A 26,505-nucleotide genomic window follows, 5' to 3' on the forward strand; every position below is an offset into this window, starting at 1 on the left:
GCTCACATCAGTCAACTGTCGGCTGGAACTGGTTTTTCCAAGCCTGTAGTTTACCCAAATCCACGGCAATACCACCACAAACCACAATCAGTGGTTTTTTAAACTCAGTCAGTACTGGCAGGTTCTGGTAAGCAACTGCCAGTGCGGCGCCGCAAGCAGGTTCTACCAGGGCCAGCATATCATCAGCAAAGTCGAGGCAAGCCTGCACAGCCTGGGCATCGCTGACGGTAACGGTATGAATAGTACGCTTGCGCGTCCAGTCAAATGCCTGCTGTGCCACCTTGCGTGCACCCAGCGTGCTGGCAATAGACGTTATTGCAGGTAAGGTCACCAGTTCCCCCGCCTGCACGGCTGCATGCAGGGATGCTGCGCCTTCCGTTTCCGAGGCAATAATGGGGATGTGAGCAAGGCCATTGCGTTCCAGCCCCAAGGCAATACCACTCAGCAAGCCACCACCACCGACCGAACAGATGACGACATCGAAATCGAGCTTGCCAGCCACTTCATCGATCAGGGTCGCATTGCCGTCCCAGATATCGGCATGATCAAATGGAGGAATATAAACTGCACCAGGCTGCTCACACAGGCGCAGGGCAGCCTGATTGGTTTCATCCCAGACGCCACCTTCAACGATGACAGTGGCACCGATGGCCCGTATCGCTGCACGCACGCTTTCATGCGTGGTTTGTGGCACCAGGATAGTGGTTTGTACACCCAGGGCCACGCCTGCCACGGCAGCCGCAAAACCGGCATTGCCACCAGAGGGACAAACAAAATGTTTCGCCCCGTTGGCAGCAGCACGCTGACACATTACGCCTATGCCACGTAACTTGAACGAGCCTGAAGGCTGGGTGTTTTCCATCTTCAGCCAGACTGACCTAGCCAGGCTGGCGGACAGACGCCTATGCTCCAGCAAGGGTGTAGCGATATGTAATTGCGTCATAAATTGACCAGTGTAGCGCAAATGGCTTATTTGGTTTCTGCAAACAATTCACGGCCTATCAACATGCGGCGTATCTCGCTGGTACCGGCGCCGATTTCATACAGCTTGGCATCGCGCCACAGACGGCCAACCGGGTATTCATTGATATAGCCATTGCCACCGAGGGTCTGGATGGCTTCGCCCGCCATCCAGGTGGCTTTTTCTGCGGAATACAAAATCGCCCCGGCCGCATCCTTGCGCAGGGCGCGTACTGCCTCTGGCGTTTTGGCGCGGTCACAGGCCTGGCCAACCGCATAAACATATGCCTTGCACGCCATCATGGTGGAATACATATCCGCCAGCTTGCCCTGCATCAACTGGAATTCACCGATAGGCTGGCCAAATTGCTTGCGGTCATGCACATAGGGAACCACTGCATCCATACAGGCCTGCATGATGCCCAGCGGGCCGCCGGACAGGACAGTGCGTTCAAAATCCAGGCCAGACATCAAAACATTGACGCCCTTGCCCAAACCACCGAGTACGTTTTCTGCCGGGACTTCGCAATCCTGGAACACCAGCTCACCTGTGTGGGAGCCGCGCATACCGAGTTTGTCGAGCTTTTGCGCGATGCTGAAACCTTTAAAGCCTTTTTCTATGAGGAAGGCCGTCATGCCACGCGGGCCAGCTTCCAGGTCATTCTTGGCGTATACGACGAGGGTATCGGCGTCCGGGCCATTGGTGATCCACATCTTGGTGCCGTTCAAGACCCAGCGGTCACCCTTCCAGTCGGCACGTAACTTCATGCTGACGACGTCGGAACCGGCATTTGGTTCGGACATGGCGAGCGCGCCTATGTGTTCGCCGCTGATCAGCTTAGGCAGGTATTTGGCTTTTTGTTCTTCTGTGCCATTGCGCTTGATCTGGTTCACGCACAGGTTGGAGTGGGCGCCATACGACAGGCCGACAGAGGCAGAGGCGCGGGAAATTTCTTCCATGGCGATAATATGTGCCAGATAGCCCATATTGGCGCCACCGTATTCTTCACTGACGGTCACACCCAGAATGCCCAGGTCACCCATCTTGCGCCACAGATCCATGGGGAACTGGTCGCTACGGTCTATCTCGACAGCACGCGGGGCAATTTCTGCCTGGGCAAATTGCTGCACGGCTTCGCGCAAAGCGGCGATATCTTCGCCATGATCAAAAGTTAAACCTGGTAAATGGAGCATGTCGTCCTCACACTTTTATAAAATTAAAATTCGCTGGCGTATGCGAGCTTATATTCAAGCATGCCAGCCATAGTACTGCTTTCAGCTACTGGCCAGAACCAGCGACTGATTTAGATTTTTGCATCTGCCTTGGGTATCACGAACAATGTCTGCTGCATGATGGCGCAGAGTTTTTCCTTGCCTTCATGCACCACGAACACTTCGGCGCTGGATACCACCAGGGTTTTACCTGCCTTCAATACCTTGCTACGGGCAATCAGGGTATCGCCCTTGCCTGGTGCGACGATATTGATCTTGTATTCGGCAGTTAAGCACTCACTCACCGGCATCAATTGCGTATTAGCGGCATAGCCACCCGCTGCATCGGCGATCGTGCCTATCACGCCGCCATGAAAATAACCATGCTGCTGGCTGACTACATCACTGAAAGGCAGGCTGATTTCGCAGGCACCGGGGGTGATGCTGGTCAGCCGGGCATTCCAGGCCATCAATGCGCCCTGTGCGTTGAAGCTTTCCAGCAAGCTCAGGGCCAGTTTATGATCCAGTGCGGCGGCTGTCTGATGTGTTGCCTGATTACTCATGAAACCTCCATAACAACGGAAAAACCAGCTCAGGCAAAAATAATACGACTAATTGACGTTTACGTAAACGTCAATTCAACAATTTGACGCTTTTCAGTTTGACTATCCCTGCCCCGCCAATTATTTGGCCTTGACCTGAGGACGGAAAAAATAGCGGGATACATTCCATACGCCACATAAAAAAGCCAGGTAAAGCACACTGACGCCGTAAATAACGCCCATGTGATGGTCATCACCGCTGTTGATACCGAACAAAGTGGCAGCGATGGTCTTGTCTGACATAAAAACGCCGAAACACAAGGTCAGCAATAGCAGGCAGACACCCGTCAATATCAACCGTATGGCATTTTTAACGGTGATTTTTTCAGGATAGCGTGCTGCATAAAAGACAAAACCGACCGAGAAAAATTGCAGATTGAGCAATAACTTAGGTAATAAACTAAGCATCTTTGTCTCCTTTTTAAAAACTGAACGCCGATTTCCAACCTGATTATTACGACCTGATTATCCCAGCTTGTTTATTCCGGCTTGGTACTTGCCTGTGCCAACAGGCTGCGGCTTTTTTCTTCATGCGCGCTGATTTCGGCCAGCATGATTTCTATGTCTTCGCGCTGCTGTTCCAGCGCTGCCCTGTGCCTGGCCAACACCACCAGAAAACTCTGCAACTGCACCTCGGTATCTTTAGGAGACCGGTACATGTCGACCAGACTCTTGATATCCGACAGGCTCAGGCCCAAGCGTTTGCCACGCAGGGTCAGTTTTAAATGCGTACGCTCGCGCGCTGTGTAGATGCGGTTACGTCCGCCTGGTCCTTCGCGGCTGGGGCTAAGCAAACCCTGGTCTTCATAAAATCGTATCGCACGCGGCGTAATGTCAAATTCACGGGCAAGGTCGGTAATGGTGTAAGTGGCCATGGTCAAAGTCTGTTGAAAAAACACAGAAACGATTTTCTGATTACAATTTGCGTTAATTGCAGTTTACGTTAACGTCAAATAGTTTTAAATCGCATTGTAGGCTATTCCAGCGCTTATGGAATCAACCATAATGCGAAAAAGAGCAGGCACAGAGATGCCTGCGCCTTCACAATAACAACAGAGACAGGTCAGGCCATGAACTTACTGGAACAACAACTGCACTACCCTTTTGGCGAAACCCTGCCGGACACCGCCAAAACCATGGAAATTGCCCCGGGTGTGCTGTGGATACGCATGGGTCTGCCATTCGCACTGAACCATATCAATCTGTGGCTGCTGGAAGATGAGATTGAAACCGAACAGGGGCAGGTACACGGCTGGACCGCTATCGATTGCGGCATTGCCAGCGATGCCACGCGCGACGCCTGGGAAATTCTGTTTGGGGACCTCAACAATCATCTGCGCGGCCTGCCCATCATCCGCGTCATTGCTACCCACTGCCATCCTGACCACATAGGCCTGGCCGACTGGCTGTGCAGCCGCTGGAATTGTCAACTGTGGATGACAGCAGGCGAATATGCGTTTGCCCGCATGATGTCGGCCAGCCTGCCCGGCGCGGATGGCACGGCCATGTTCCCGCATTTCCGCAAACATGGCCTGGTAGATACCGCCATGCAAGACCAGATACAGGAAAGAAAGAACCATTACACCCGCCTGGTGCCAACCGTGCCGACTGCCTATCGTCGCCTGCAAGAAGGCATAGATGTCGTCATCAATCAGCGCCACTGGCAAGTCATCTGCGGCTTTGGTCATTCCCCCGAGCATGCGTCGCTGTATTGCGCCGGACTGAATATCCTGATCTCGGGCGACATGCTGCTGCCGCGCATTTCCACCAATGTATCGGTATTTGCGATAGAGCCTGAAGCCAATCCGGTACAGCAATATCTGGATTCGCTGCAAAAATACCTGCCACTGCCAGAAGACGTGCTGATCCTGCCGTCACATGGCAAACCCTTCAAGGGCCTGCATACCCGCGTTCAGCAATTGCAGGACCATCATGCAGAGCGCCTGGCAGAAGTCAAAGAAGCCTGCAGCACACCGCAGTCAGCGGCAGACATCGTCCCCATCATGTTCCGCCGCCCGCTGGATGCACATCAACTGACATTTGCCATCGGTGAAGCCCTGGCACATTTGCACAAGCTGTGGTTTGACAACATTCTGCGCAGGGAACTGGGCAGTGACGGCATCATGCGTTTTGTGGAGAAATAATTTTTGATGCATACAGTCCCTGTCACAGGGACCAGTATGCTTATTGCTGAGGTATTTTGCTGATCTGCACGCTAACTATTTTCCATCTGCCATTGCGCTTGATATAGATGTCGATATAGCGGTAATGTGATTTGAAAGGCTTGCCATCGTAACGCCCTGTCATCTGGGTACGGCCACTGAGCAGGGCGATATTGTCATACAGACGCACTTCAAAATCTTCCACTGTGTAGGGATCAAGCACCAGTTTGTCTGATACTAATCCATCGACGAAACTGGTCTTGGTTTCGATATCACCGCTGCCATCTATCTGACGGAAATCTTCTGTCATATTGGATTCAATTGCGGCCCTGTCCTTGCGTATTATTGCCTGGTCCCAGGCATCGGACAGGCGCTTCAGTTCGGCTACCGCTGCTGCGCGCTTTTGATCTGGAAAATCAGCCGCATGCACAGACAGTGAACACAGACTTACCAAAGTCAGCAATATCCAAAACTTACCCAGGCACTTGTTCAGCATGTCAGCCATACTTCTACAGCGCACGGCCATCATAGTGATGCACGGGTATGGCGTCCAGGTCTATGTCTTCCAGGCAGCGGATATTGACTGCTGCTACACGATTGCCTTTTGGATCTACACCTTCAGCATAAGGATGGATACCGCAAGCAGGGCAAAATTTATGATGTATCACATGCTTATTGAAGTCATAAGTACTGGCTGCATCTTCAGGTGTCGTCAAGTGAAAGTGATCACGCGGCACAAACCACAGCAGTGAGCCCTTGCGCTGACAGATGGAACAATTACAGGCGAGTGCAGTTCCTATCTCACCTTCTACTTCAAATGCGATTTTGCCGCAATGACAACTGCCTTTATGCATGGTATTCAAGCTCCTGAAAATGAAAAAGGTGATGTCAGTCTGACCGACAGTGCGCCGGCTTAAGACGCTGCATCCTGCCAGTATTCACCAGGACGATAATTGCCGAAATACCAGAGATGGCCTTCGGGGTCGAGCACCATATAACCGCGTGCGCCGTACTCTTCCGTTTGCAAGGGACGTACCAGTTTGGCACCAGCAGCGATGGCCACCGCATGATGCGCATCCGGGTCAGCCACGTAGACACTCAGCGCCTGTGAAATCCCGGTCAAAGATCTGGGACTGACATGGTGGGTTTCTGCCTTGGGCGAACTGACCATGACCACACCTGTACCCAGGCTCAGTTCAGAATGCTCTATGCGATTGCCTTCCCCGGGTACGACAAAACGGCAGGTAAAGCCAAAGGCACGTACCAGCCAGTCTACTGCCGCGGGTGCGTCATCATAGATCAGGCTGGGATGGATATCGGACGGCGTGCGATAAGACTGGGACATGCTTAGCTCCTGAAGAAGACTTGCCTGGACGCTGATAAGTACAAGGACTTACTTTATATACAACAAAGCAGGCTTATGCAAGTTCATCTTACTTCTGCGCATCCCTCTCGCGGCAGCTGAGTGAGGCATAATCAACTTTGGGTAACTTATTTTTGATACCGTAAGTTTTCAAGGTATCAAATACATCCGCATTCGGTTTAAAAGTGCAGGCATTTTTTTCCGCAAAATCCTGCATGCTTTTTGTACTGCCACTCACCTGCACCACCAGACCCATGCCTGGGCTGACACAACAGCCGACATAAGTATCCATGTATTCTTCTTCCAGCAACACCAGTTTATGCCCCATGAAACTGGCTGGTTTGCGCAAAAGATAGAAATCAACATAATCAGCGCGCGCGTCCGCCTGTCGGGCCAAGATGCCAGCCTGCTTGTAGGCGGTAATCACGGGGCTGGATTTGGCCAGCCTGTCCGGTCCATTTTTTTTGATACTCAGCGCCTGCACCAGACCGGCTTCAAGGCTAGCATCGCTGGCAGCAAAAACCATTGACGGCATCGCGATTAAAGACGGTGCAAGCAAATAAGCCAGTCGCACCCAAGGTTTCTTAAATATCATCATAGAGAATATCTGAACGAAGTACATATTTACAAGCATCCTCAATCGCCCGGCCTTCATGCCAGGTATCGTGAATAAAGAATAAGGCAGACCCGGTTTTTGGCTGTATGCAGACATCACGAAAATCTGTGCTGCCACCGCTGAATTCCTGATTCAGGTAAACCAGCATGGTCAGCTTGCTGCTTAACCCGTCTTCTGTCCACGGTCCGTCCTTATGCATTTTAAAACGCTGACCAACAACATATTTATAAAAGCGCAAATCCCTGGGCAAGCCACAAGCTTGCTGTCCATCCAGTATTGGTAAGTTAATGTTTGCCAAGCGTTGCCACAGCAGCGCGACCCATTCGGGAGATCTCACCATAACGCGTTCATTGTTCCTGATCATGGGCATGGATTTTTGTCCTTCACTGGTACGGACGCCTGCGGCAACAAAACCTTGTTTTTCAGCAAGCGCAATCAGTTGTGCGCATTCGTCTGCTGCAAGAAATTGATCAACAGAAAAAACTCTGTCGTTATGTCTGACGATATTCATGCCTGCCATGTCGAAATCACTGACACCTGATTAGCGCTTGACCAGGCGGATTTCATAAATCCGCGGCCATAATTTACCAGTCACGAACAAGCGGTCGTGTGCGGCATCATAGGCAATGCCATTGAGCACATCAGGATTGCTCATCATGCGTTCACGTATCGGCAGCAAGCCGCTGAGGTCTATCCAGGCAGTTACATTGCCGGATTTGGGATCAATGCGGGCAATTTTGTCGGTTTGCCAGATATTGGCGAACACTTCACCCTTGACCCATTCCAGCTCATTCAACTGATCTACCGGTTTGCCACGTGCTGTTACCTTGATCCGGCGTACTTCGGCCAGTGTTTCCGGATTCAGGAAACGTAATTCTGCGGTGCCGTCGCTCATGATGATTTCACTGTCGTTGCGCGCCAGACCCCAGCCTTCGCCCTTGTAGGCAAATTCTTTCTGGAAGGCAAAGCTGTTCAGATCCAGCACATACCCTGCCTGCGATGTCCAGGTAATGCCTATCAGGCGGTTATCCCAGTAAGTAATGCCTTCACCAAAAATTTGCCTGGGCAAGTCGATCTTTTGTATCACTTCACCGGTTTCCAGTTTCACCTTGCGTACCGATGAATGTCCCTGCAAGCCAGTGCTCTCATACAAAAAACCATCCTTGTAAAATAGCCCCTGGGTGAAGGCATTTGCATCATGCGGATAACTGTTCACCACCTGATAACCATAGGTGGGCAAGGCGGATGTGGTAGTCGACACCGCTGTGGCTGCACTGGCTGGCTGGCTGGCTGCCAGGCAGCACACCATCAACCCGGCCAGCAGGCTGCTGAATGTGCGGCGGGGCAAGCTGGCGATTTCCTTCCTATCTGTCATGCGTCTATCCTGGATGTAAGGCCGGGAATCATATTGTCCGGCATCAGACGGGAAAGAATAGATATTTTCCGGGCAACTGTCACCCAGTTTTACTTAACGTGACAAATAAATAGGACTTACACAGAACCGCCCCAGCTGCGTTGCAGCTCCGAGCCGTACTTCATGTGCCAGACTAGGACGGTTTATCAAGTTGCTCGTAGACGGCACTGGCAATACGCGCCAACTCAGTTTTGCTGATATTGCCAGACAAGGCATAGCCAAATTTGCCGTCTATCCAGTAAAACACATTGACCTTGTCTTCCTGCATGAATTTGAAACCTGTGTCCTTGTTATGCACCTGGTCTGTACTTACATACAGGGTCAGGCGCTGGCCACTGGCGTCCTGATACATGAACTGGGCCACTGGACCACTGCCGCCTGGCAATAATCGGCCGCCCACCAGTTCATACGACAGCTTGCCCAGCTTGGGCGCATGCATGGGGCTGCCTATGCGCTTTGACAGCCACGCGACCAGTTGGGTTTCCTGTTCGGCACCGATTTCTACCGGACGCCGGGCATCCGGGCTGTACACCAGATGCGCAACGGCAGCCTGGTGGGCAAAGGCTGCAGCATTTTGCACGCCCACCCTTGGTACCTGACCCGGCCCTAAAGCCAGCAAACCCGCCTCACCCGATTTGCCATGCAAGTCATTTGCAAACCAGCCCATGCCAGCACTGACAAAAGCAATGGCCACCCCGGCAGCCAGAGGCTGCCAGCCCCACCCTGTCCGGCGCACCGGCAAACGGTCCACTGGCACCTGCACCAGTCTGTCGGGCAAGGCTTCTTGCATGACAGAGTCAAACAACAGATGCAGGCTGGCATTTTGCTGGCGCCAGGCCTCTACCTTCCGGGCGTCATCCGGATATGCCTGCAAATGGGCTTCCACCTCTGCCTGGCGCGCAGGCGACAACTGCGCATCGACATAGGCATGCAGATCTGCTTCGCTGATGGGGGCCTGTTTCATGCTGGTACTTTCTTCATTTGACGACCTTCAGCACAGTTGGCTGTGACCGGCCTTCCATGATGGCACGCAACTTCTCACGCCCGCGTGACAGGCGCGACATTACCGTCCCCACGGGTATATTCAGGGCCTGCGCTACGGCTTCATAGGGCATTTCTTCCAGCGCCACCAGCAGCAAGACTTCGCGCTGCTCCAGGGGCAATTGCATCAGTGCCGCCTGCAAATCACGCAATTCCAGGCCCTGGCTCTGTTCTGCCGGTACCGGCGGCAACTGCGCTTCGTCTTCGAAGGCTTCGGTAGGCAGCACCGGTCTGCGCAAATGGTCAATCCGTAAATTGTGCATGATGCTGAACAGCCAGGCCCGCATATCGCTGCCGGGTAAAAATCCGGCCAAGCGGCTCCAGCCGCGCTCCATGGTGTCCTGCACCAGGTCGTCGGCACCCGCCCTGTCCCCGACCAGCGCACGCGCATAGCGACGCAGGCGAGGGATACAGGCCAGCAATTGCGTATGGCTGGACTGTTTATCCAGCATAGGCAGGGGCGCTGCGGTTCGTGACTGTCATCAACATGGGCATCAATTATGGTTTGACGATGTGCCAGACATTTTTGAAATTATCGCCATTGCGCTCACCAGCCTGCTTGTCAGCCGCATACAGATACAAAGGCTTGCCGTCATACGCCAGCTGGCTGCTACCATCGTCACGCGTCACTACAGAATACTTGCCGGCTGGCAGCTGGGCTGGTGCCGGAACCGGCGGCCAGTTGGTTGCGCAAGGGCCATTGCAGGCACTTTTGCCGCTGCCTGCAACATCTTTGTCAAAACTATACAGTGTCATGCCACTGGCGCTGACCAGCACACCATCGGCGGCTTTGGGCATGGATTGGGCCTGGGCCACGGAATAACCACCCAGCAACATGGCGGCACAAGACAGGCTAAGGCAAATTTGGCGAATTTTCATCAAGGAACTCCTGGTTGTATAGATATAGTCGATGCAAGACCTTGAACAAGCCATACAGACTCATGCGGCTTAGAACCTGTTCACGATCTTACAAAGGGATAAACGTCAGGCAGCGCCGTTTTATTCCATACCGCTGAAAATAAATGAAATGATTTCAAATCCTCATAGCGGGCACTACCTCAAAAATGACATGCTTGGTCTTTTAGCACTCTCATGAGGAGAGTGCTAAAAACTCCTTGTGATTCAGAAAAATCCACCTATAGTAGTAAATGGTGCAGTTAGCACTACATGCAGTATCAATCTATTTGAAAGGAAATGGTATGACTGATAAAAGAATTTATGTAGAACAGCGCCCACAAGGTGACTTCGCCGTCAGGCGACCAAACGCCGAAAGGGCAAGTGCTGTAAAGCCAACTCAAGCTGAGGCTATCCAACGTGCTCTAGAACTGAACAATGGAGTTGCACCACACGTTGAGCGCGTGCGCCATACATCAAAGGGGAGGCCTGATCAATGGAGAAAACCTTAAATGGAGTCGCAGTAGATCAGGGTCCAGCAGCATTGAGCTGACGTCCATGTCATTAAATTGATGGCCCTGACTTCCATGCACTTAGATAGTGCTTGTGAACTCAGACAAAATCTGCCTAAGCTTTACTTACCGCCATTCGAAATAACATATTGACTTACCAATTAATTGCTCTTAGCAACATCGTGCGACGATCATTCGATCGTTAAAATAATATCAGCAACCGCTAAAAGATTTACTACGATCACCGCAAGTGTCATTTTTCCGATGCGTGAGGTCCAGTACTGGGAGAGGTTTTTTAAAAACACATCCATTAGACGGTACTAAAACATTCTCAGACTGTCCATGTTGAAGTAATGCCCAGGCTGGCATCAGCGCAGGCAAACCCGATACCATGAAATCAGATGGCAGCTCTGCTGGCAGCAGACGCCAGAGTGTATGGATCAGCCGCAGCAGCGGCGTTCTGCCCCTGGTGGCCGGCGAAGGCTGCGTAAGGCGAAGCAAGCAAGGTCTGCTTGCGCAATTCCATATTTTTCTGGTTCCAGGCAGCATTGTCGGCACCCAGTTTTTCATAGGTAGCCTTATAGGTCTGGATCTGATCTTTCCATTCTGCCGAACCATAGGCTGCGGTAGGCAAGGCGACCGACAGGGGTGAATTAGGTCGCGGGTCCGGATTGAATACCAGGTCAGATGCCAGCAGGTTGGGGCCGCCACCTGGGTTGGTTGGCTCCACAAAAGCGGAAGGATTAGTCGGATCGTAGACACGGTATGGCGTATGCGTGGCATTGACGGCGGCGATGGCTGGTGCCGGCGCGGGCGGCGTTGCTGCCGTTGCAGTGGTAGACTCAGATGCCGCACTGGTCGCAGCAGCTACCGCAGTTGCCGCCGTAGTAGCGTTTGCAGCGTTGGTCGTGTTTGTAGTGCTTGTAGTGGTCGCAGCAGCGGCGGTAGTGGCGGTGGCAGCCGTGGCAGCGGTGACCGTGCTGGCAGCCACACTGCTGACCGCATCACTGGTCGCCGAAGCGGCTGGCGTTGGTGCCGGGGTGATCTTGTTTTGCAATTGCTGCTGCAAGGCCGCCAGTGTTGCCTGTATCTGGCCTGCCAGGTCGGAAGCAGCGCTGCTGGTGCTGCTGGTGCTGCTGGTGCTATTGGTGCTGTTATTACTACTATCGCCAGACACTGCATCTTTCAGTGCCGCTACGATCGTGTCTTTGGTACCCGGTTTGGCAGCAGCCTGAAAAGCCGCCTTGAATTTGTCGGCAGTGCTTTCTACATCGGTCATCCTGGTTTTCAGCTTGCTTTGCAGTTCCTGTACATCACCGAAAAACGCTTTTAAACTCGTAATATCATTCATATACCCCCCTTGGGATTCCAGTCTGAGCGCAGCGGTTTCGCTGCTTTTCTCTTCCAATTGCCACGAGTCTAAAAATAACAAAGAAAACTGCCACAGGATGCGTATAAAAGAGGCAGATCTTCCCCTCATTTCCAGCTTTAAAACACGGTTGGCATCAAGACTAATGTAGCGACTGGCATAAACAACATCTTCGATCATGTATCTTTGATACACATAAAATATTAAAAATACCCTTAAATAATGATTTAAATCCTATAATTAATTACAAATGTAGTTTAATTACATAATATAAAAAGAAGGAGACCCTATGCAATTCCCTGACCTGCCTATCCGGTTGATGGCGAAAATGGTGCTGATACCAATGCTGGCCGGACTGATCACGACACCCGCATTAGCACAACCCAATAGCCTGGACCATGTGGAACCCAGCTTCTGGTGGGCAGGCATGAAAAACCCGCAGTTGCAACTGATGCTGCATGGCCCGCAGATTGCGACCTATGCGCCATCCATCAATTATCCAGGTGTCAAACTTGATGGCACCAGCAAAGTCAGCAATCCGAATTACCTGTTTCTCAATCTGCGGATTTCGCCCGTTGCCAGGGCAGGCAAATTCAACATCATCCTGCGTCAGGGTAATAAAGAAATTGTCATCCCCTATGAATTGAAAGCGCGCGAAAAAAACTCGGCGCAAAGACCTGGCTTTGGTCCGGCAGATGTCATCCTCAATCTCATGCCAGACCGTTTTGCCAATGGCGATACCAGCAATGACAGCCTGCCAGGCTTTACCGACAAGCTCGACCGTGCGGATGCCAGTGCCAGTCGGCATGGGGGCGACCTGAAAGGCATACGTGACCATCTGAATTACATTGCCGGCATGGGCTACACCATGCTGTGGCCGACGCCGGTCATGGAAAACAATCAGCAAAGCTATTCTTACCATGGCTATGCGACAAGCGATTATTACAAGGTCGATGCGCGCCTAGGCAATAACGAAGAATACCGGCAACTGGTGGCCGAGGCCAAAAAGCAGGGTATAGGCGTGATACAGGATATCGTGCTCAACCATATCGGCGATGGTCACTGGTGGATGAAAGACTTGCCCAGCAAAGACTGGCTCAGCTATGGCAGTGAATTTGTACCCACCTACCATGCGCGCACCACAGTCAGTGACCCGTATGCCTCCGCCATCGATAAAAAGAATTACACCCAGGGCTGGTTTGAAGTACACATGCCAGACATGAACCAGAACAATCCCCTGGTAACCAACTACCAAATACAAAACACTATCTGGTGGATAGAGTATGCCGGGCTGGCAGGGATACGCGCTGACACTTACGGCTATTCCGACCCCGCATTTCTGACGCAATGGTCGCGCCGTGTCATGCAGGAATATCCGCACCTGACACTGGTCGGTGAAGAATGGTCAGACAATCCGAATCTGGTCGCCCACTGGCTGCGCGGGCACAAGAATGCGAATGGCTATGTATCCCACATGCCCAGCATGATGGATTACCCTTTGCACGATACCCTGCGCAAAGCCCTGGTCGCACCAGAAAACCTGCATTCCGGCTTTGCCACATTGTATGAAAGCCTGGTCAATGACCAGCTTTATCCACAACCATCGGCAATGGTGCTGTTTGAAGGCAATCATGATGTCAGCCGCCTGTACAGCGCCCTGGATGAAGACCTGGATTTATTCCGGATGGCCGTCACCTACGTCGCTACGATGCCGCGCACACCACAGTTTTACTATGGCACGGAAATCCTGATGACCAGTACCAAACACAGGGATGACGGCGCTTTCAGAAAAGACTTTCCCGGTGGCTGGGCAGGCGATACGGTGAATGCCTTCACCGGTGCAGGGCTTAACCCCAGACAACTGGAAGCACAGGCCTTTATCAAAAAACTGCTGAACTGGCGCAAGACCCAGACCGCCATCCACAGCGGCAAACTCATGCATTTCGCGCCGCAGGATGGTATTTATGTGTATTTCCGCTACGACCAGAAACACAAGTTCATGGTGGTGATGAACAAGAATACTGTTGCTACAGAACTTAAAACGCAGCGCTTTGACGAAATCCTGCCCGCCAGGGCCACCGGAAAAGACGTGTTCACAGGGCAGGAATTTGCACTTGCGCCAACATTGAACGTGCCTGCGCGTAGTGTTTTGCTATTGGAGATTCACTAGCGTTGCGAAAGACTTGATTCATGGTTTTGGTGTAGGCTAACAAGCTTTTGCATTGCCTACACCACCGTGAACAAAACTCCTGTCATCACTTACCTGAAACTTGTCTGTGTCGCTCTGTTCTGGGGTGGCACTTTCATTGCCGGGCGTCTGGTCGCCAAGGAAATCCCGCATATGATTGCGGCGTTTATCCGCTTTTCTGTGGCCAGCATTCTTTTATTGCTGCTGGCATGGCGACTGGAAGGTGGCTTGCCGAAACTGACGCGACAACAGATGCACGCGACGTTTTCGCTTGGGGCAACCGGTATCTTTTTATATAACCTGTGTTTTTTTGCCGCACTGGAGCGCATGCCCGCCGGCCGTACGGCGCTGTTTGTGGCCTTGAACCCTATCGTCACCGCGCTGGCGCTGGCCATGCTGTTTGGAGAACGACTGAGCAAGCTACGCTGGCTGGGCATCCTGATTGCCTTTGCCGGTGCGGCGGTCGTCATCACCCGTGGTGATTTGCTGGGGGCCGTACACGATTTATCGCAATCGGTCGGCAAGGGCGAGCTCTTCATGCTGGCTGCGATTTGTGGCTGGGCGGCCTACACCATCATAGGCAGACATGCGCTGAAAGGTTTGTCGCCGATTGCCGCCACGACCTATGCTTCACTCTGGGGCCTGCTCTTGCTGGGTATAGGTGCAGCGTTGGAAATACCTCGTTTTGAACCGGCTCACATGAGCCTGCAGGTCATCGCCGCGCTGGTCTATCTGGGAGCCTTTGGTACTGTCATCGGCTTTGTCTGGTATTACGAAGGCGTCAAAAGCATAGGGCCGGCCCGTACTGCTGTCTTCAATAACCTGGTGCCGGTATTTGGCATCAGCCTGGGCGCACTGATACTGGGTGAGCCCATACTGACATCCATGATCATAGGTGGCTTGCTGGTCATCGCCGGGGTGACATTGACCAACAAGACCTGAATTAACGCGGATTCACTTTCGGAAAATCCACGTCCGTATGGGCCACGTTATTGACGTAGTTGGTCAATACATTCACGGCCACATTCAAGACGATTTCTATGACCGCCGCGTCATCAAACCCGGCAGCACGCAAATTGCTCAGCTCTGCGTCACTGACACGGCCACGCTGTTGGGCGACTTGAAGCGCAAATTGCAGGGCTGCATGGGTTTTAGCATCTGTCGCATGCGCATCGCGTGCCGCGTCAATCTCTGCATCACTGAGTTTCGCCAGATTTTTACCCAGATAAGCGTGGGCTGCCAGGCAATAATCGCAGCCATTGTATTCAGCAATAGTCAGGGCGATACGTTCACGCAGTTGTGCGCTCAGGCTGCCTTTGGCCAGTGCACCACTGAGTGACAGATAGCCTTCAAGGGCAGCCGGGCTATTGCCCACCAGCTTCATCAGGTTAGGTACCATGCCTAGTTGCTGGTTGACGGCAGCGAGTAAAGGCTGGGAAGCGGCAGGGGATTGTTCTACGGCAGGGATGGCAAGACGGGACATGTGAGATTCCATTCAAATCGGGTTTAAGGGATTCGCGCGCTTCCTTTCAGCATCTGTCGGCATCTGTCGGCATCTGTCAGCACCGCGAATGACGTAACTTTGCCTTATTCCACAAAACAAAAGAATATCCGTATTTGTAAATTAATTATTCCGTTTTTAGGAATTATCAATAGAAAAAATCGGCCTGATGCACATCCAGGCCGATTCTCAGAATGCAGGAGCCAGGGCTCTTGCGGTACAGATGATTTTTTACAGAACAGGTTTTACAGATTAGAACTTCTTCCACAGCTTGATGAAGTATGACGCACCACCCAGGCCAAACTGCACGCTGTCATAGTAAAAACCATTGTCGGTTTCGTTCGGATCCTGGCGTGTAGGTTTGACGTTGAACACATTATTGCCACCGACTGTCAGTTTGGTGGTGTCATTGAAGGCATAGGTCAAAGCCACGTCTGCCGAGGTTTTGGGTTCGTAGTAGGCATTTGGTACACCCGCAGCCGTGCCCGAGAAAGTGCCCAGGGTTTGTGAACCATAATGGATGATCTTGAATTCGCTTGCCCATGGACCCTGGTCATAATTGAAGGCCAGTGTGGCTTTCATCCTTGGGCCACCCTGTTCGATGAACAGACGTTCACGTTCGGACAGCAGGACATCTTCATAGCCACGCAGGGATGGCGGCGCCTGTACCTTGGTGACTTCTGTCTTGCTGTAATTAAAGCCCAGATAGGTAGACAGTTTACCGCTGCCCAGACTGGTTTTATGCGATGCCGTCAGATCCAGGCCCTGCGTCTTGGTATTGACAGAATTCACGAAGAACTGCGCCTGGCCCACGCCCAGAGCGGACAACGCTGCCCCCAGTGCCGGATAGTTATCGGCATCAAAACGGCCTGACAACACGATACGGTCGGCGATATCGATACGATACAGATCCGCTGTCATCGAGAAGGCATTGGTTGGCTTGTAGGTCAGACCAAAGGTGTAGTTCTTGGAGGTTTCATCCTTCAGTTTAGGTATGCCGGCAGCATTGGCGATGGCACCACCGTTTGGTGCCAGTACTACGTCCATGGGCTTGCCGCTAATAAAGTCGGTGAAGGTGGATGAGAAATACACTTGCTGCAAGGACGGGGCACGGAAACCGGTACTTACGGAACCGCGCACCAGCATTTCGTCAGATACCTTGTAACTGGCCGCCAGTTTGCCGGTCAGGGTGGAACCGAAATCGCTATAACGCTCACCACGCATGGCGGTCTGCACTTTAAAGCGCTTGGTCACATCGGTTTCTACATCGACATAGGCAGCAACGCTGTTCCTGTTCTTGTCGGTACGGTCACCAGGCTGGAAGCCGGGGAAGCCCTGGCTACCGGCATTGCCGCCAAACCCTACGCCATCGACGTCATTGTATGAGCCTGGTTCACCGGCAAAAATCTTGTAATTTTCACGGCGGTATTCGGCACCAAAGGCGACGTTGACACCATTCATGAAACCATCAAAGAAACGGCTGAAATCGAGGTTGGTGGTCGCTTGTGAAAACGAGAAACCACCGGCATCAAAACGATTCGGGCTGATACCCTTGCCGCCGGCCAGCAGATCCTTGTTGGCAATGGAAGCATTCAGGGTATTGCTGGTGGTGTACTTGAGTTCATTGAAACCATAGGTCTGCGACAGGTCAGCCCGCCATTCGCCGATATCCCACTTATAACCTATGGTGCCGTAGATATCATTGATGTCACCATTGATGTAAGGCACAAAACCATTTGGATACATGGCGGCAGAATTGCGCGAAGGGATGTCGTCAGAACCTATGCCACCGCGAGCAAAGGCGGCAGAAGACGCCTTGCGCTGTTGCGTACCCAGGGTGAAATACAGTTTGTCACTGCCGCCGTTAGGCACTTCACCGTTCAGATAGACGGTAGGACCGGTCATCTTGGTGTCACCAATGGTGCGCGGATTACCCGGATCAGCCCGGTTGGAACGGCCACGGTCGGTATATTCAACCGTAATGCCCAACACCCCTTTTTCACCCAGGGCGATGCCGCAATATGCGGATGGCAGATAGTTTTTACCGTCACCGGCAGAATACTGGCTGTAACCAAAACTGGCTTCACAACCAAGGCTCTTCTTGAGGGTGATATCCATGACACCGGCAATCGCGTCGGAACCATATTGAGCAGCAGCACCGTCACGCAAGACCTGGACATTGCTGATCGCCATCACCGGGATGGCATTCAGGTCCGTGCCGGTATTGCCGCGATTGCGGGCACCAAACAGATTCACCAGCGCGACCGTATGACGGCGCTTGCCATTCACCAGCACCAGCGTCTGGTCAGAACCCAGGCCACGCAGGGCGGCAGAATCAACCAGGTCGGCACCATCGGCACCGGTCTGGCGCGTGGAATTGAAGGAAGGGGAAATATTTGCCAGTGTCTGCGCCAGGTCAAATTGCCCGCCCTGCTCGGCTGATTTGGAAATGGAAATAAAATCGATAGGCAAAGGCGTTTCGGTAGCACTGGAATTGACACGACGCGAACCGATGATGGTTGCCGTCTGCATGCCAGGCTCAGTTACTGGTGTTACTGATGTTGCGGGCGTCGCTGCGGGAGCAGTCGTGGTTTGTGCTGTTGCCATGCCCGGTATAAAAACCGCTGCGGCACTTGCACCATACAGGGCAAGCAACACTGCCTTATGCATCTTAAGCATCTTACTCATAACGAACTTCTCCAAGAATTGTCAAAAAACCTTAACTGGTATGTCCAGAAGTATGGTTGTCACGACAATGGAGTGTCAATCAAAGCGCTGATCAGTGTGGCATTTTTGCTTAAATGATATGTATCTATTGCGGAAAAGGTGCTAATGCGCTGAATTGCATTACCTTGTTGTATCAGCGCCTCAGACCAGTTGCTTCAGATAATGCAGACCGGCTATTGCACGGCTACCGTACCAGGACAGCATTTCACCATCCACCAGTTGCACTGGCAGGCCCAGCTGTTTTTCCAGCGCATCTACATGGGTTTCGGTAAAACGATAGGGTTCACTGGACAAGAGTACACCATCAATCTCGCGCAACATTTCATCATTCCAGCGGAAAACCGGGTAACGCGCTGTACTGTCTGGTGGCGACCAGGTTTGCCAGCCTATCAGGGCCAGCATGGCTGAGATATAGGTAGCAGAACTGACTGTCATCCACGGGTCTTGCCAGATGCAATACACCAGCTTGCGTCTGACAGTCTGGTCGGACAGTTCAGGTAATGCAGGCAGCAACGCATAAGCCTCTTCAAAGCGCTGGCATAGCTGCAAGGCCTTTGCCTGCGCGCCAAAAATATTGCCCAGCAACTGATATAACGCCAGATTGTCACGTGGAACCAGCGGATGGGTGACGACGATATGCGGAATGAATTCCGCCAGGGCATCCACGGCCGGCTTTTCGTTTTCATCGATATTGACGATCAGGTGCGTGGGCGCCAGTTTGCGTATCTTATCGATATTCACATCCTTGGTACCGCCGACCTTGGGTATGGAGGCAACCACTTCTTTAGGATGAATACAAAAACCGGTGCGTCCAACCAGACTGGATGACAAGCCCAGGTCACACAGTAATTCGGTAATCGATGGCACCAGGCTGACGATGCGTGGCGGCGTCATACAAGGAGTATGGATGGTGCCTATGGCATCCACCAGCAAAGCAGGCTGTTGCACGCTGTCAGTCACCGGCTGCACGCGGTTTGCGGCGTGCCCTGGCAAAAACAGCGTCATACAGCCAGTTGGGCAGGATGCGCATCAGCTTGGCAACAACCCCCATCTGCCAGGGGATGATGCGGTAAGAATCGCCGCTGTCGATTGCCGCTACTGCAGCATTCGAAAATGCCTGCACCGGCATCAGGAAAGGCATGGGATAGGGATTGTCGCGTGTCATAGGCGTATCAATATAACCAGGTGCAATGGTGACCACACGTATGCCGCTGTCACGCAACTCCACCCGCAAGGATTCGCAATAACTTATAACAGCGGCCTTGGAAGCGCAGTAAGCACCCGCTCCAGGCAAGCCGCGTATGCCGGCAACACTGCCTATGCCGACCAGGCGACAGTCAGTCTGCCTGGCATAGCTTTTCATGGCACCGATGAAGGGGGAGAAGGTCGCCACTGTCGCCATCAGATTGGTTTGCAAGACGCGGTCGAATACCTGTGTGTCTTCAGCAAATTCACTGAGCGTACCTACCGATATGCCCGCATTGGCAATCACCACATTCACCTGCCCCACCGCCTGCATGAAGCTGTTCGCAGCTTGTGCCAGTGCGGCATGATCAGTCACGTCGACAGCATAGATATGGTGCCGGCCCGGGTCAGGCAGACTCTGGCGCAACTCTTCCAGCACATCACTGCGCCTGGCGACCAGGGCCAGGGTTGCCCCTTGTTGCGCATACGCATGGGCCAGGGCGGCACCTATGCCGGATGAAGCACCGGTAATGAAGACAGTTTTCATGGCGTCCAATGAAAAAATCCGCCAGCACGGCGGATTCTATTATTTATTTTTTCTTGACCGGGGCTTTTGCCGGAGCTGCTGCTGATGCCGGGGCAGCTGATGACGCAGCAGCCGGAGCTGCCGGCGCATTTCTTTCTTTCTGAATTTTCGTAATCAGAAAATCCAATACCTGCAAAACAGAACGATTTTGTTCCTCTTCCGTTACCCGCGCTATCGTGGTCACCGACATCACTGGCGACGTCGTAAAGCGACCATCAACCGCAATGAAGGGTACGCCATCGACCTGATAAGCGTCCGACAGTTGCGCTGCACGGTTCAGCTTGCTCTGGATGGAAAACGAGTTATAGATATCGGAAAATTTTTGCTTGTCGAGACCGGATTTGTTCACGAACTCCATGACTTCGGCATCACTTTGCAGGCGGTTACGGTCTATATGAAAAGCATTGAAAGCCTTCATATGGTATTCGTCCGCCTTACCCATGGCTTCCATGGTGAAATACAATTTTTGTTGCGGCACCAGGCCGTGAAAATTCACATGCACACGCTTGAAGACAATATTGTCACCCTGTTTTTTCACCCATTCGGCGATCAGGGGTTCCAGTGCATTGCAGTGCGGGCAAAAATAACCGAAAAATTCAATCACTTCGATTTTCTTGCCACCATCAGCAGGCTGCGGACGTTTAAGTACCTGATATTCCACCCCGGCCTGCGGCATGGTAGGCGAAGCACCCGCAGTTGCCATCAGGCTCATACCGGCAAGCAGCAACACACAACGAAAAATTCGGTTCAACAATGACATCTCAGTTCCTTTACAGGTTTATTTGACCGTACGCACCACGGCAACATCCACACTATTCTCAGACAGGCGGGCGCGCATACGGTTCATTGTTTCTTGCTGAGAAAATGGTCCTATGCGTACGTGATACATGGTGCCGCTATCCGATGTCTTTTCTACTATGCGTGCTTCAAAGCCGATCAAAGCCAGTTTGGCCCGGCTGTTTTCAGCAGCCGTCTGTTCCTTAAACGCGCCAACCTGCAAAAAGTAAATATATTTTTCATCGGCAGCATCAGCGGCCTTGTCTGCCGCTTTTTCAGCCGCTGTTTTTACTTCTGGCTTGGGTTCAGCAGGCTTGACTGGTGGTGGCACCGGTGTTTCGGCAGGCTTGGCCGGTGCGTTCGGGTCTTTGACGACATCCTTGGCGGCTTCTTTCACGGCATCCTTGTTGCCATACAAAGGCTTGTTCGGATCCTGCAACTGTGCCAGAGGCAGGTCCGCCTTGTCGGATTTGCCACCTTTGTTGGTAAACGGCGTGGATGACTTGGTAATCACCATTGCCACACCGACGGCAATAGCCAGGCCGATGACCAATCCTACGATGATGCCAGTCAGGGTATTACCGCGCTGGCCATGCTTCAGAACTGAGGCGTTACGATATGCTTTCATGCGTCTCCGACGTGTTTGTTAGCTTAGAGCCTATTTCAAAATTAATCTGGTGTTGTTGCGTTGCCCCAGCGTATAACTTTGTACTAAAGTACTGTCTGCGGCAACGCGCCTCGCCGGGGGCGCCGAGCCATCTTAATTTTGCAACAACCTCTTAGTATAGCTGGGTGATTACATCTTGTTTGGTGCTGAAACGCCAATCAGGGCAAGGCCGTTGCGCAATACCTGGCGTGTTGCCAGCATCAACGCCAACCTGGCAAGTTTGGTCGCTTCGTCATCCACCAGAACCCGCTCAGCATTGTAATAGCTATGCAACTCACCTGCCAGATCACGCAGATAAAACGCGACCTGGTGCGGGCCAAGTTCATCCAGCGCCTTTTCCAGCGCTTCCGGATATTCTGCCAGCTTGGCCAGCAGGCTGGCTTCGCGCGGTGCAGTCAATGGTGACAGGTCAACATTGGCCAGCGGCGCAAAAGCCGCTTCTTCTGTCGCATATTGCGCCAGTACGGAGCAGATACGCGCATGCGCATACTGGACGTAATACACCGGGTTTTCATCCGAACGGGCCAGGGCAACGTCGACATCAAACACAAATTCAGTATCAGCCTTGCGCGAGATCAGGAAGAAACGCACGGCATCACGGCCACGCTGCTCATCACCGCCACCCGACCATTCAATCAGGTCACGCACTGTGACATAAGAACCAGCCCGTTTGGAAATCTTGACCTCGGCACCATCCTTCATGACGGTCACCATCTTGTGCAGGATGTAGTCAGGGTAGCCTTGCGGTATGCCGACATTCAAAGCCTGCAAGCCGCCACGCACGCGGGCAGTAGTGCCGTGATGGTCACTGCCCATGATATTGATGGCCTTGCGGTAACCCCGTTCCCACTTTGTAACATGGTAAGCCACGTCCGGTACGAAATAGGTATAAGTCCCATCCGACTTTTTCATGACGCGGTCTTTGTCGTCACCATATTCCGTCGTACGCAACCACAGTGCCCCATCCTGCTCATAGGTCTTGCCAGCCGCCGTCAGGGCAGCCACTGTCGTCTCGACCTTGTTTTCCTTGTAGAGCGAAGTTTCAAGATAGTAATTATCGAACTTGACGCCAAAGGCCAGCAAATCTGCATCCTGCTCACGACGCAGGTAAGTGACGCTGAAGTGACGTATGGACTCCATATCATCCACATCACCACTGGCCGTGACTGGCGCGCAGTCACCGGCAGAAACGGTGTTCTTTGCCAGGAAGTCTTTTGCGATATCGGCAATATAGTCACCGTTATAGGCAGACTCTGGCCAGCCAGCGTCACCAGGCGCAAAGCCTTTGGCGCGCGCTTGCACCGACAGGGCCAGATTAGCTATCTGTACACCTGCATCGTTATAGTAAAACTCGCGGCTGACGGCATAACCCTGGGCATCCAGCAAGGCAGACAAAGCATCGCCCAGCGCCCCCTGACGGCCATGACCTACATGCAATGGCCCCGTAGGATTGGCAGACACAAATTCCACGATGACTTTTTCACCGGCACCGCGCTGGCTTTTGCCAAATTCCGCGCCCTTTTGCAAAACGGTCGCGGCCACAGCCTGTTTGGCTGCTGCTGCAAGACGGATATTGATAAAGCCAGGACCGGCGATTTCCACGCCGGCAACCAGCGGGCTATTTTGTGCTTCTACTGCTGCAACAATCGCCTGTGCCAGTTCACGCGGGTTCTTGCGCAAAGGCTTCGCAATTTGCATGGCGATATTGCAGGCTGCATCACCGTGGGAAGGATCGCGCGGACGCTCCAGCGCTATCGTCGGCTTGAGCTCGGACCCCACCAACAGGGGTTCAACCGCATTCTGGAATAATTTCAGTAATTCTTGTTTTTGTTCAGCTAGCATGGCACAGAAGTTTTATTGTATTTTGACAATAAATAAAATAAGGACAGGGGACATTATACTGTCTCCCCCTGTCCCCTGTCTGAGATGCGGCAAGCGAATCTTGCATCTTCTTGTTACGAATTACTACTACTCCGCCAGCTGCCAGATTGATTTTTATACTGTAGCAGAGCTTGCAAATATGGAATTGGTAGACATTGCTTGTTTGTACATGATCAGGACACGCAGCATTTTGCCGAGGAACAGACCGTTGAACAGGCCAAACAAAGCAGTGCTGATGACAGCGAACAGCATATTCGTGTGCAAAGCCGGATTCACATGCAAAGCCACGTTGACTATGTATTTCATTACAAAAATGGCCATCATCATGATCAGCGGCGCCCAGCTACCGCGATAAAACACCGTACCCTTGTCTGCCAGGACGCGTACATTCTTGTCATTGACCAGACTCCAGGAGATTGCAGAACCAAGCACCATCGTTGCCAACCACGCTGCCAGTACCACTGGATCAGCACCGAAACCGGACAAGATACCCTGTATCGACAATGCCAGCATGACAACAGGGATGATGACGATAGTCCTGACTTTCAATTCCCTGTCCACGCTGGACTTGATGCCGCGATAAGCCAGGAAGCCCAGAATTGCCCATACATAAATTGGTGTGTTGCTGATGATTTGGTTCAACATGATGATCTCCTTTAGTGCGGTCAGTATCGTTTCGGGTATTTGTTTTGCTGCGATGGAAGAAGTATTGCAAAGCTGATCCAGCCTGTATGCAAGAAAGCGACGAAGCGCTGGTTCTTGCCGCAAAAGGGGTGTTTTTGGTCGTGAGCGTGTGGTCTCAGGCGTGTAGAATGCTAGGTTTTCTTCGTCTGGATACGCTATGTGGTTCAAGAATTTGCAAGTTTTTCGTCTTACTGCTCCCTGGAAGATCACTGCCGAGGAGTTACATACCCAATTGTCACGTATTGCCTTTTCGCAATGTCCATCGAACGAGATGCAGAGCCAGGGCTGGGCGTCGCCACGCAATAATGATCAGCTGGTGCACTGCGTCAATCAGCAATTCCTGATTTCGCTGGCAACTGAAAAGAAATTGCTGCCTTCCAGCGTTATCAATCAGGTTACCAAGGCACGTGCGCTGGAAATCGAGGAAGAACAGGGTTTCGCGCCTGGCCGCAAAGCCATGAAAGACCTGAAAGAGCGCATTACTGAAGAATTATTGCCACGCGCCTTTGGCGTCAAGCGCAATACCAATGTATGGATAGATCCGGTGAACCGCTGGCTGGTGATTGATGCCTCCAGCCCATCCAAGGCCGATGAAGTCATCAAACTCTTGTTGAAATGCTGTGACAAGCTGCCCTTGGAAGGCTTGCGCACCAAAGCCTCGCCGCAAGCAGCCATGACAGGCTGGCTGGCCGGCAATGAAGCCCCCAAAGGTTTCACCATAGACCAGGATACCGAACTGAAGTCATCCACCGAAGACAAGGCCACCGTACGCTACGTGCGCTACACGCTGGAACCGGACGATATCCAGAAACACATCAGCGCCGGCAAGCAATGCACCAAACTGGCATTGACCTGGGATGACAAGATCAGTTTCGTCCTGACCGATACATTGACAATCAAGCGCATCAAACCGCTGGATGTACTGGATGAAAGCAAAGACAAGGGCAGCAATGAAGAAGAACGCTTTGATGCCGACTTTGTGCTGATGACTGCAGAACTGGCCCGCTTGCTGGATGACGTGGTGTTTGCACTGGATGGCGAGATGGACAGCGCACAGGCTGCGTGATGAACTGAGGCGTTTTATCCCGATCCCCGCTCAAGTAATTGGGCGGGTTTTTTGTTTTATGCGGAACATTTACGATAAACCGAAGACCTATCAACACAGAGGTACCGAGGCAGGAAAGGCGGCTTGCAAGCAGACTTCGTTACGCCGGCGAACTGAAATAGAACGATATGCGCCCTCTGCTCTTACTCTGTTGCTTGGGTTTCTTATCTTATTTCCAGGTCGCAGCGCTTCCTCGCCATAGTAGGGTGTGCTGCGCGCACCGCTGTCCTATCGCTCAATCGCTCTCTTAATCACGTCGCACAGCGCATCAAGCAACGACTCAAGGCTCCAGCCTGCGCTGGAGCGACGGGGCTTCGGCTATTTCTTTTATAAGCTCGATGGCTGGCTACTGGCATTCTCAGTGCTGTCGATGAAGTGTTGGAGCAGTTCAAGCCCTTGTATTGGTATGCCGTATTCACCGTGAAAACCAATATCGTCGCGTTTGGGCAGGCAGCAGACTACCGGGCTGGCACTCCAGCAACATTCGTGGATCCGCGTAAATGTTTGCCTGGGTTGCAGGAAAATGCGGACGAAAAAAAAGACAAGCATCGCTTGTCTTTTTTCTTTATAACTGGCGGAGCGGACGGGGCTCGAACCCGCGACCCCCGGCGTGACAGGCCGGTATTCTAACCAACTGAACTACCACTCCGAAACTACTTAACCGTTGCTGCTGTTTATCTGTGGTGGGTGCTGAGAGGCTCGAACTCCCGACCTACGCCTTGTAAGGGCGCCGCTCTACCAACTGAGCTAAGCACCCATATTCTTGCTTAGTCAGACAAACATTAATGTGTGTCACCACATCAACAGAAGCAAAATTATACTGCACAATCTGGCTTCTTGTCTAGTCTTTTTCCTGGCCATTTCACTAAAATCTGCGAAACCACCTATAAAATCGACTATTCTCACTTAAAAGCAAAACCCCCACTCATTAACTGAGCGGGGGTCTGCGGAATAAAAGCCTGACGATAACCTACTTTCACACTGGTTGCAGCACTATCATTGGCGCGTAATCGTTTCACGGTCCTGTTCGGGATGGGAAGGGGTGGTACCGATTAGCTA

The 26,505-nt window shown here is 52.4% G+C and carries 27 protein-coding genes, 2 tRNA genes and 1 rRNA gene; 5 read left to right on the forward strand and 25 right to left on the reverse strand.

Annotation, left to right across the window (positions count from 1 at the left end; genetic code table 11):
* Window positions 1-7 precede the first annotated feature (7 nt).
* The 5 genes from ACO0LK_RS18830 to ACO0LK_RS18850 all read right to left on the reverse strand — a co-directional run bounded on the left by ACO0LK_RS18830 (window position 8) and on the right by ACO0LK_RS18850 (window position 3,649).
* Complete coding sequence (locus ACO0LK_RS18830) at window positions 8-943, reverse strand: pyridoxal-phosphate dependent enzyme (protein ID WP_422977723.1); 936 nt, start codon at window positions 941-943, stop codon at window positions 8-10.
* A gap of 26 nt (window positions 944-969) precedes the next feature.
* Window positions 970-2,154, reverse strand: coding sequence for an isovaleryl-CoA dehydrogenase (locus ACO0LK_RS18835; protein WP_422977725.1), 1,185 nt, complete (start codon window positions 2,152-2,154; stop codon window positions 970-972).
* A gap of 110 nt (window positions 2,155-2,264) precedes the next feature.
* A complete protein-coding gene (locus tag ACO0LK_RS18840; RefSeq protein ID WP_422977727.1) occupies window positions 2,265-2,735 on the reverse strand; it encodes a PaaI family thioesterase in 471 nt (156 codons plus the stop codon).
* Between the two features lie 120 nt (window positions 2,736-2,855).
* Window positions 2,856-3,182: a hypothetical protein gene (locus ACO0LK_RS18845; RefSeq protein ID WP_422977729.1), complete on the reverse strand. Its 327-nt coding sequence runs from the start codon at window positions 3,180-3,182 to the stop codon at window positions 2,856-2,858.
* 71 nt (window positions 3,183-3,253) lie between these two features.
* The gene (locus ACO0LK_RS18850; RefSeq protein ID WP_186949461.1) at window positions 3,254-3,649 is read right to left on the reverse strand and encodes a MerR family transcriptional regulator; all 396 of its coding nucleotides are present in this window, start codon (window positions 3,647-3,649) and stop codon (window positions 3,254-3,256) included.
* Window positions 3,650-3,844: 195 nt separating this feature from the next.
* On the opposite strand from ACO0LK_RS18850, the gene ACO0LK_RS18855 reads away from it, so the two are divergent.
* A complete protein-coding gene (locus ACO0LK_RS18855; RefSeq protein WP_422977731.1) occupies window positions 3,845-4,918 on the forward strand; it encodes an MBL fold metallo-hydrolase in 1,074 nt (357 codons plus the stop codon).
* Between the two features lie 40 nt (window positions 4,919-4,958).
* Here ACO0LK_RS18855 and ACO0LK_RS18860 read toward each other — a convergent pair whose 3' ends face one another.
* The 8 genes from ACO0LK_RS18860 to ACO0LK_RS18895 all read right to left on the reverse strand — a co-directional run bounded on the left by ACO0LK_RS18860 (window position 4,959) and on the right by ACO0LK_RS18895 (window position 10,249).
* Window positions 4,959-5,432, reverse strand: a complete 474-nt coding sequence (locus ACO0LK_RS18860; RefSeq protein ID WP_422977733.1) for a nuclear transport factor 2 family protein — start codon at window positions 5,430-5,432, stop codon at window positions 4,959-4,961.
* 13 nt (window positions 5,433-5,445) lie between these two features.
* On the reverse strand, window positions 5,446-5,790 hold the full coding sequence (locus tag ACO0LK_RS18865; protein ID WP_422977735.1) for a GFA family protein: 345 nt from the start codon (window positions 5,788-5,790) through the stop codon (window positions 5,446-5,448).
* Window positions 5,791-5,849: 59 nt separating this feature from the next.
* Window positions 5,850-6,281: a VOC family protein gene (locus tag ACO0LK_RS18870; protein WP_422977737.1), complete on the reverse strand. Its 432-nt coding sequence runs from the start codon at window positions 6,279-6,281 to the stop codon at window positions 5,850-5,852.
* A gap of 602 nt (window positions 6,282-6,883) precedes the next feature.
* On the reverse strand, window positions 6,884-7,426 hold the full coding sequence (locus ACO0LK_RS18875) for a 2OG-Fe(II) oxygenase (RefSeq protein WP_422977739.1): 543 nt from the start codon (window positions 7,424-7,426) through the stop codon (window positions 6,884-6,886).
* Window positions 7,427-7,456: 30 nt separating this feature from the next.
* Complete coding sequence (locus tag ACO0LK_RS18880; protein WP_422977741.1) at window positions 7,457-8,290, reverse strand: glutaminyl-peptide cyclotransferase; 834 nt, start codon at window positions 8,288-8,290, stop codon at window positions 7,457-7,459.
* Between the two features lie 172 nt (window positions 8,291-8,462).
* Complete coding sequence (locus tag ACO0LK_RS18885) at window positions 8,463-9,293, reverse strand: anti-sigma factor family protein (protein WP_422977743.1); 831 nt, start codon at window positions 9,291-9,293, stop codon at window positions 8,463-8,465.
* A gap of 13 nt (window positions 9,294-9,306) precedes the next feature.
* A complete protein-coding gene (locus ACO0LK_RS18890) occupies window positions 9,307-9,822 on the reverse strand; it encodes an RNA polymerase sigma factor (protein ID WP_422977745.1) in 516 nt (171 codons plus the stop codon).
* Window positions 9,823-9,868: 46 nt separating this feature from the next.
* Window positions 9,869-10,249 carry a hypothetical protein gene (locus ACO0LK_RS18895; protein ID WP_186949445.1) on the reverse strand — a complete coding sequence of 127 codons (381 nt, stop codon included), beginning with the start codon at window positions 10,247-10,249 and terminating at the stop codon, window positions 9,869-9,871.
* Between the two features lie 320 nt (window positions 10,250-10,569).
* Here ACO0LK_RS18895 and ACO0LK_RS18900 point away from each other — a divergent pair, with 320 nt between their 5' ends.
* Complete coding sequence (locus ACO0LK_RS18900; protein ID WP_422977747.1) at window positions 10,570-10,776, forward strand: DUF2188 domain-containing protein; 207 nt, start codon at window positions 10,570-10,572, stop codon at window positions 10,774-10,776.
* Window positions 10,777-11,173: 397 nt separating this feature from the next.
* Here the strand turns inward: ACO0LK_RS18900 and ACO0LK_RS18905 are convergent, their stop codons facing one another.
* Entirely contained in the window at window positions 11,174-12,127 is a 954-nt protein-coding gene (locus ACO0LK_RS18905; RefSeq protein ID WP_422977749.1) for a hypothetical protein, read from the reverse strand.
* A 307-nt stretch (window positions 12,128-12,434) separates the two neighbouring features.
* Here ACO0LK_RS18905 and ACO0LK_RS18910 point away from each other — a divergent pair, with 307 nt between their 5' ends.
* Both ACO0LK_RS18910 and ACO0LK_RS18915 read left to right on the forward strand, forming a co-directional pair.
* Window positions 12,435-14,315 (forward strand): glycoside hydrolase family 13 protein, encoded by a 1,881-nt coding sequence (locus ACO0LK_RS18910; RefSeq protein WP_422977751.1) that lies wholly within the window; start codon window positions 12,435-12,437, stop codon window positions 14,313-14,315.
* Window positions 14,316-14,381: 66 nt separating this feature from the next.
* Window positions 14,382-15,275, forward strand: coding sequence for a DMT family transporter (locus ACO0LK_RS18915; protein ID WP_422977753.1), 894 nt, complete (start codon window positions 14,382-14,384; stop codon window positions 15,273-15,275).
* 1 nt (window position 15,276) lies between these two features.
* Here ACO0LK_RS18915 and ACO0LK_RS18920 read toward each other — a convergent pair whose 3' ends face one another.
* The 8 genes from ACO0LK_RS18920 to ACO0LK_RS18955 form a co-directional block, all read right to left on the reverse strand.
* Window positions 15,277-15,816: a carboxymuconolactone decarboxylase family protein gene (locus ACO0LK_RS18920; protein ID WP_422977755.1), complete on the reverse strand. Its 540-nt coding sequence runs from the start codon at window positions 15,814-15,816 to the stop codon at window positions 15,277-15,279.
* Window positions 15,817-16,086: 270 nt separating this feature from the next.
* The gene (locus tag ACO0LK_RS18925; protein ID WP_422977757.1) at window positions 16,087-18,522 is read right to left on the reverse strand and encodes a TonB-dependent receptor plug domain-containing protein; all 2,436 of its coding nucleotides are present in this window, start codon (window positions 18,520-18,522) and stop codon (window positions 16,087-16,089) included.
* A gap of 180 nt (window positions 18,523-18,702) precedes the next feature.
* Window positions 18,703-19,455: a helical backbone metal receptor gene (locus ACO0LK_RS18930; RefSeq protein ID WP_422977775.1), complete on the reverse strand. Its 753-nt coding sequence runs from the start codon at window positions 19,453-19,455 to the stop codon at window positions 18,703-18,705.
* A 58-nt stretch (window positions 19,456-19,513) separates the two neighbouring features.
* Complete coding sequence (locus tag ACO0LK_RS18935) at window positions 19,514-20,293, reverse strand: SDR family oxidoreductase (RefSeq protein WP_422977759.1); 780 nt, start codon at window positions 20,291-20,293, stop codon at window positions 19,514-19,516.
* 43 nt (window positions 20,294-20,336) lie between these two features.
* A complete protein-coding gene (locus ACO0LK_RS18940; RefSeq protein ID WP_422977761.1) occupies window positions 20,337-21,092 on the reverse strand; it encodes a thiol:disulfide interchange protein DsbA/DsbL in 756 nt (251 codons plus the stop codon).
* A gap of 18 nt (window positions 21,093-21,110) precedes the next feature.
* Entirely contained in the window at window positions 21,111-21,737 is a 627-nt protein-coding gene (locus tag ACO0LK_RS18945) for an SPOR domain-containing protein (protein WP_422977763.1), read from the reverse strand.
* A gap of 168 nt (window positions 21,738-21,905) precedes the next feature.
* The gene (argS, locus tag ACO0LK_RS18950; protein WP_422977765.1) at window positions 21,906-23,618 is read right to left on the reverse strand and encodes an arginine--tRNA ligase; all 1,713 of its coding nucleotides are present in this window, start codon (window positions 23,616-23,618) and stop codon (window positions 21,906-21,908) included.
* A 153-nt stretch (window positions 23,619-23,771) separates the two neighbouring features.
* On the reverse strand, window positions 23,772-24,551 hold the full coding sequence (locus ACO0LK_RS18955) for a DUF6622 family protein (protein ID WP_422977767.1): 780 nt from the start codon (window positions 24,549-24,551) through the stop codon (window positions 23,772-23,774).
* On the opposite strand from ACO0LK_RS18955, the gene ACO0LK_RS18960 reads away from it, so the two are divergent.
* Window positions 24,499-25,407 (forward strand): recombination-associated protein RdgC, encoded by a 909-nt coding sequence (locus ACO0LK_RS18960; protein WP_422977769.1) that lies wholly within the window; start codon window positions 24,499-24,501, stop codon window positions 25,405-25,407. The two genes, ACO0LK_RS18955 and ACO0LK_RS18960, sit on opposite strands and share 53 nt — an antisense overlap.
* 611 nt (window positions 25,408-26,018) lie before the next feature.
* Here ACO0LK_RS18960 and ACO0LK_RS18965 read toward each other — a convergent pair.
* The 3 genes from ACO0LK_RS18965 to rrf form a co-directional block, all read right to left on the reverse strand.
* A tRNA-Asp gene (locus ACO0LK_RS18965) sits at window positions 26,019-26,095 on the reverse strand.
* A gap of 32 nt (window positions 26,096-26,127) precedes the next feature.
* Window positions 26,128-26,203 (reverse strand) — tRNA-Val (locus ACO0LK_RS18970).
* Between the two features lie 200 nt (window positions 26,204-26,403).
* A 5S ribosomal RNA gene (rrf, locus tag ACO0LK_RS18975) occupies window positions 26,404-26,505 on the reverse strand; the annotation flags it as partial.

Source organism: Undibacterium sp. Ji49W (genome assembly GCF_049340205.1).
Lineage (GTDB): Bacteria > Pseudomonadota > Gammaproteobacteria > Burkholderiales > Burkholderiaceae_D > Undibacterium.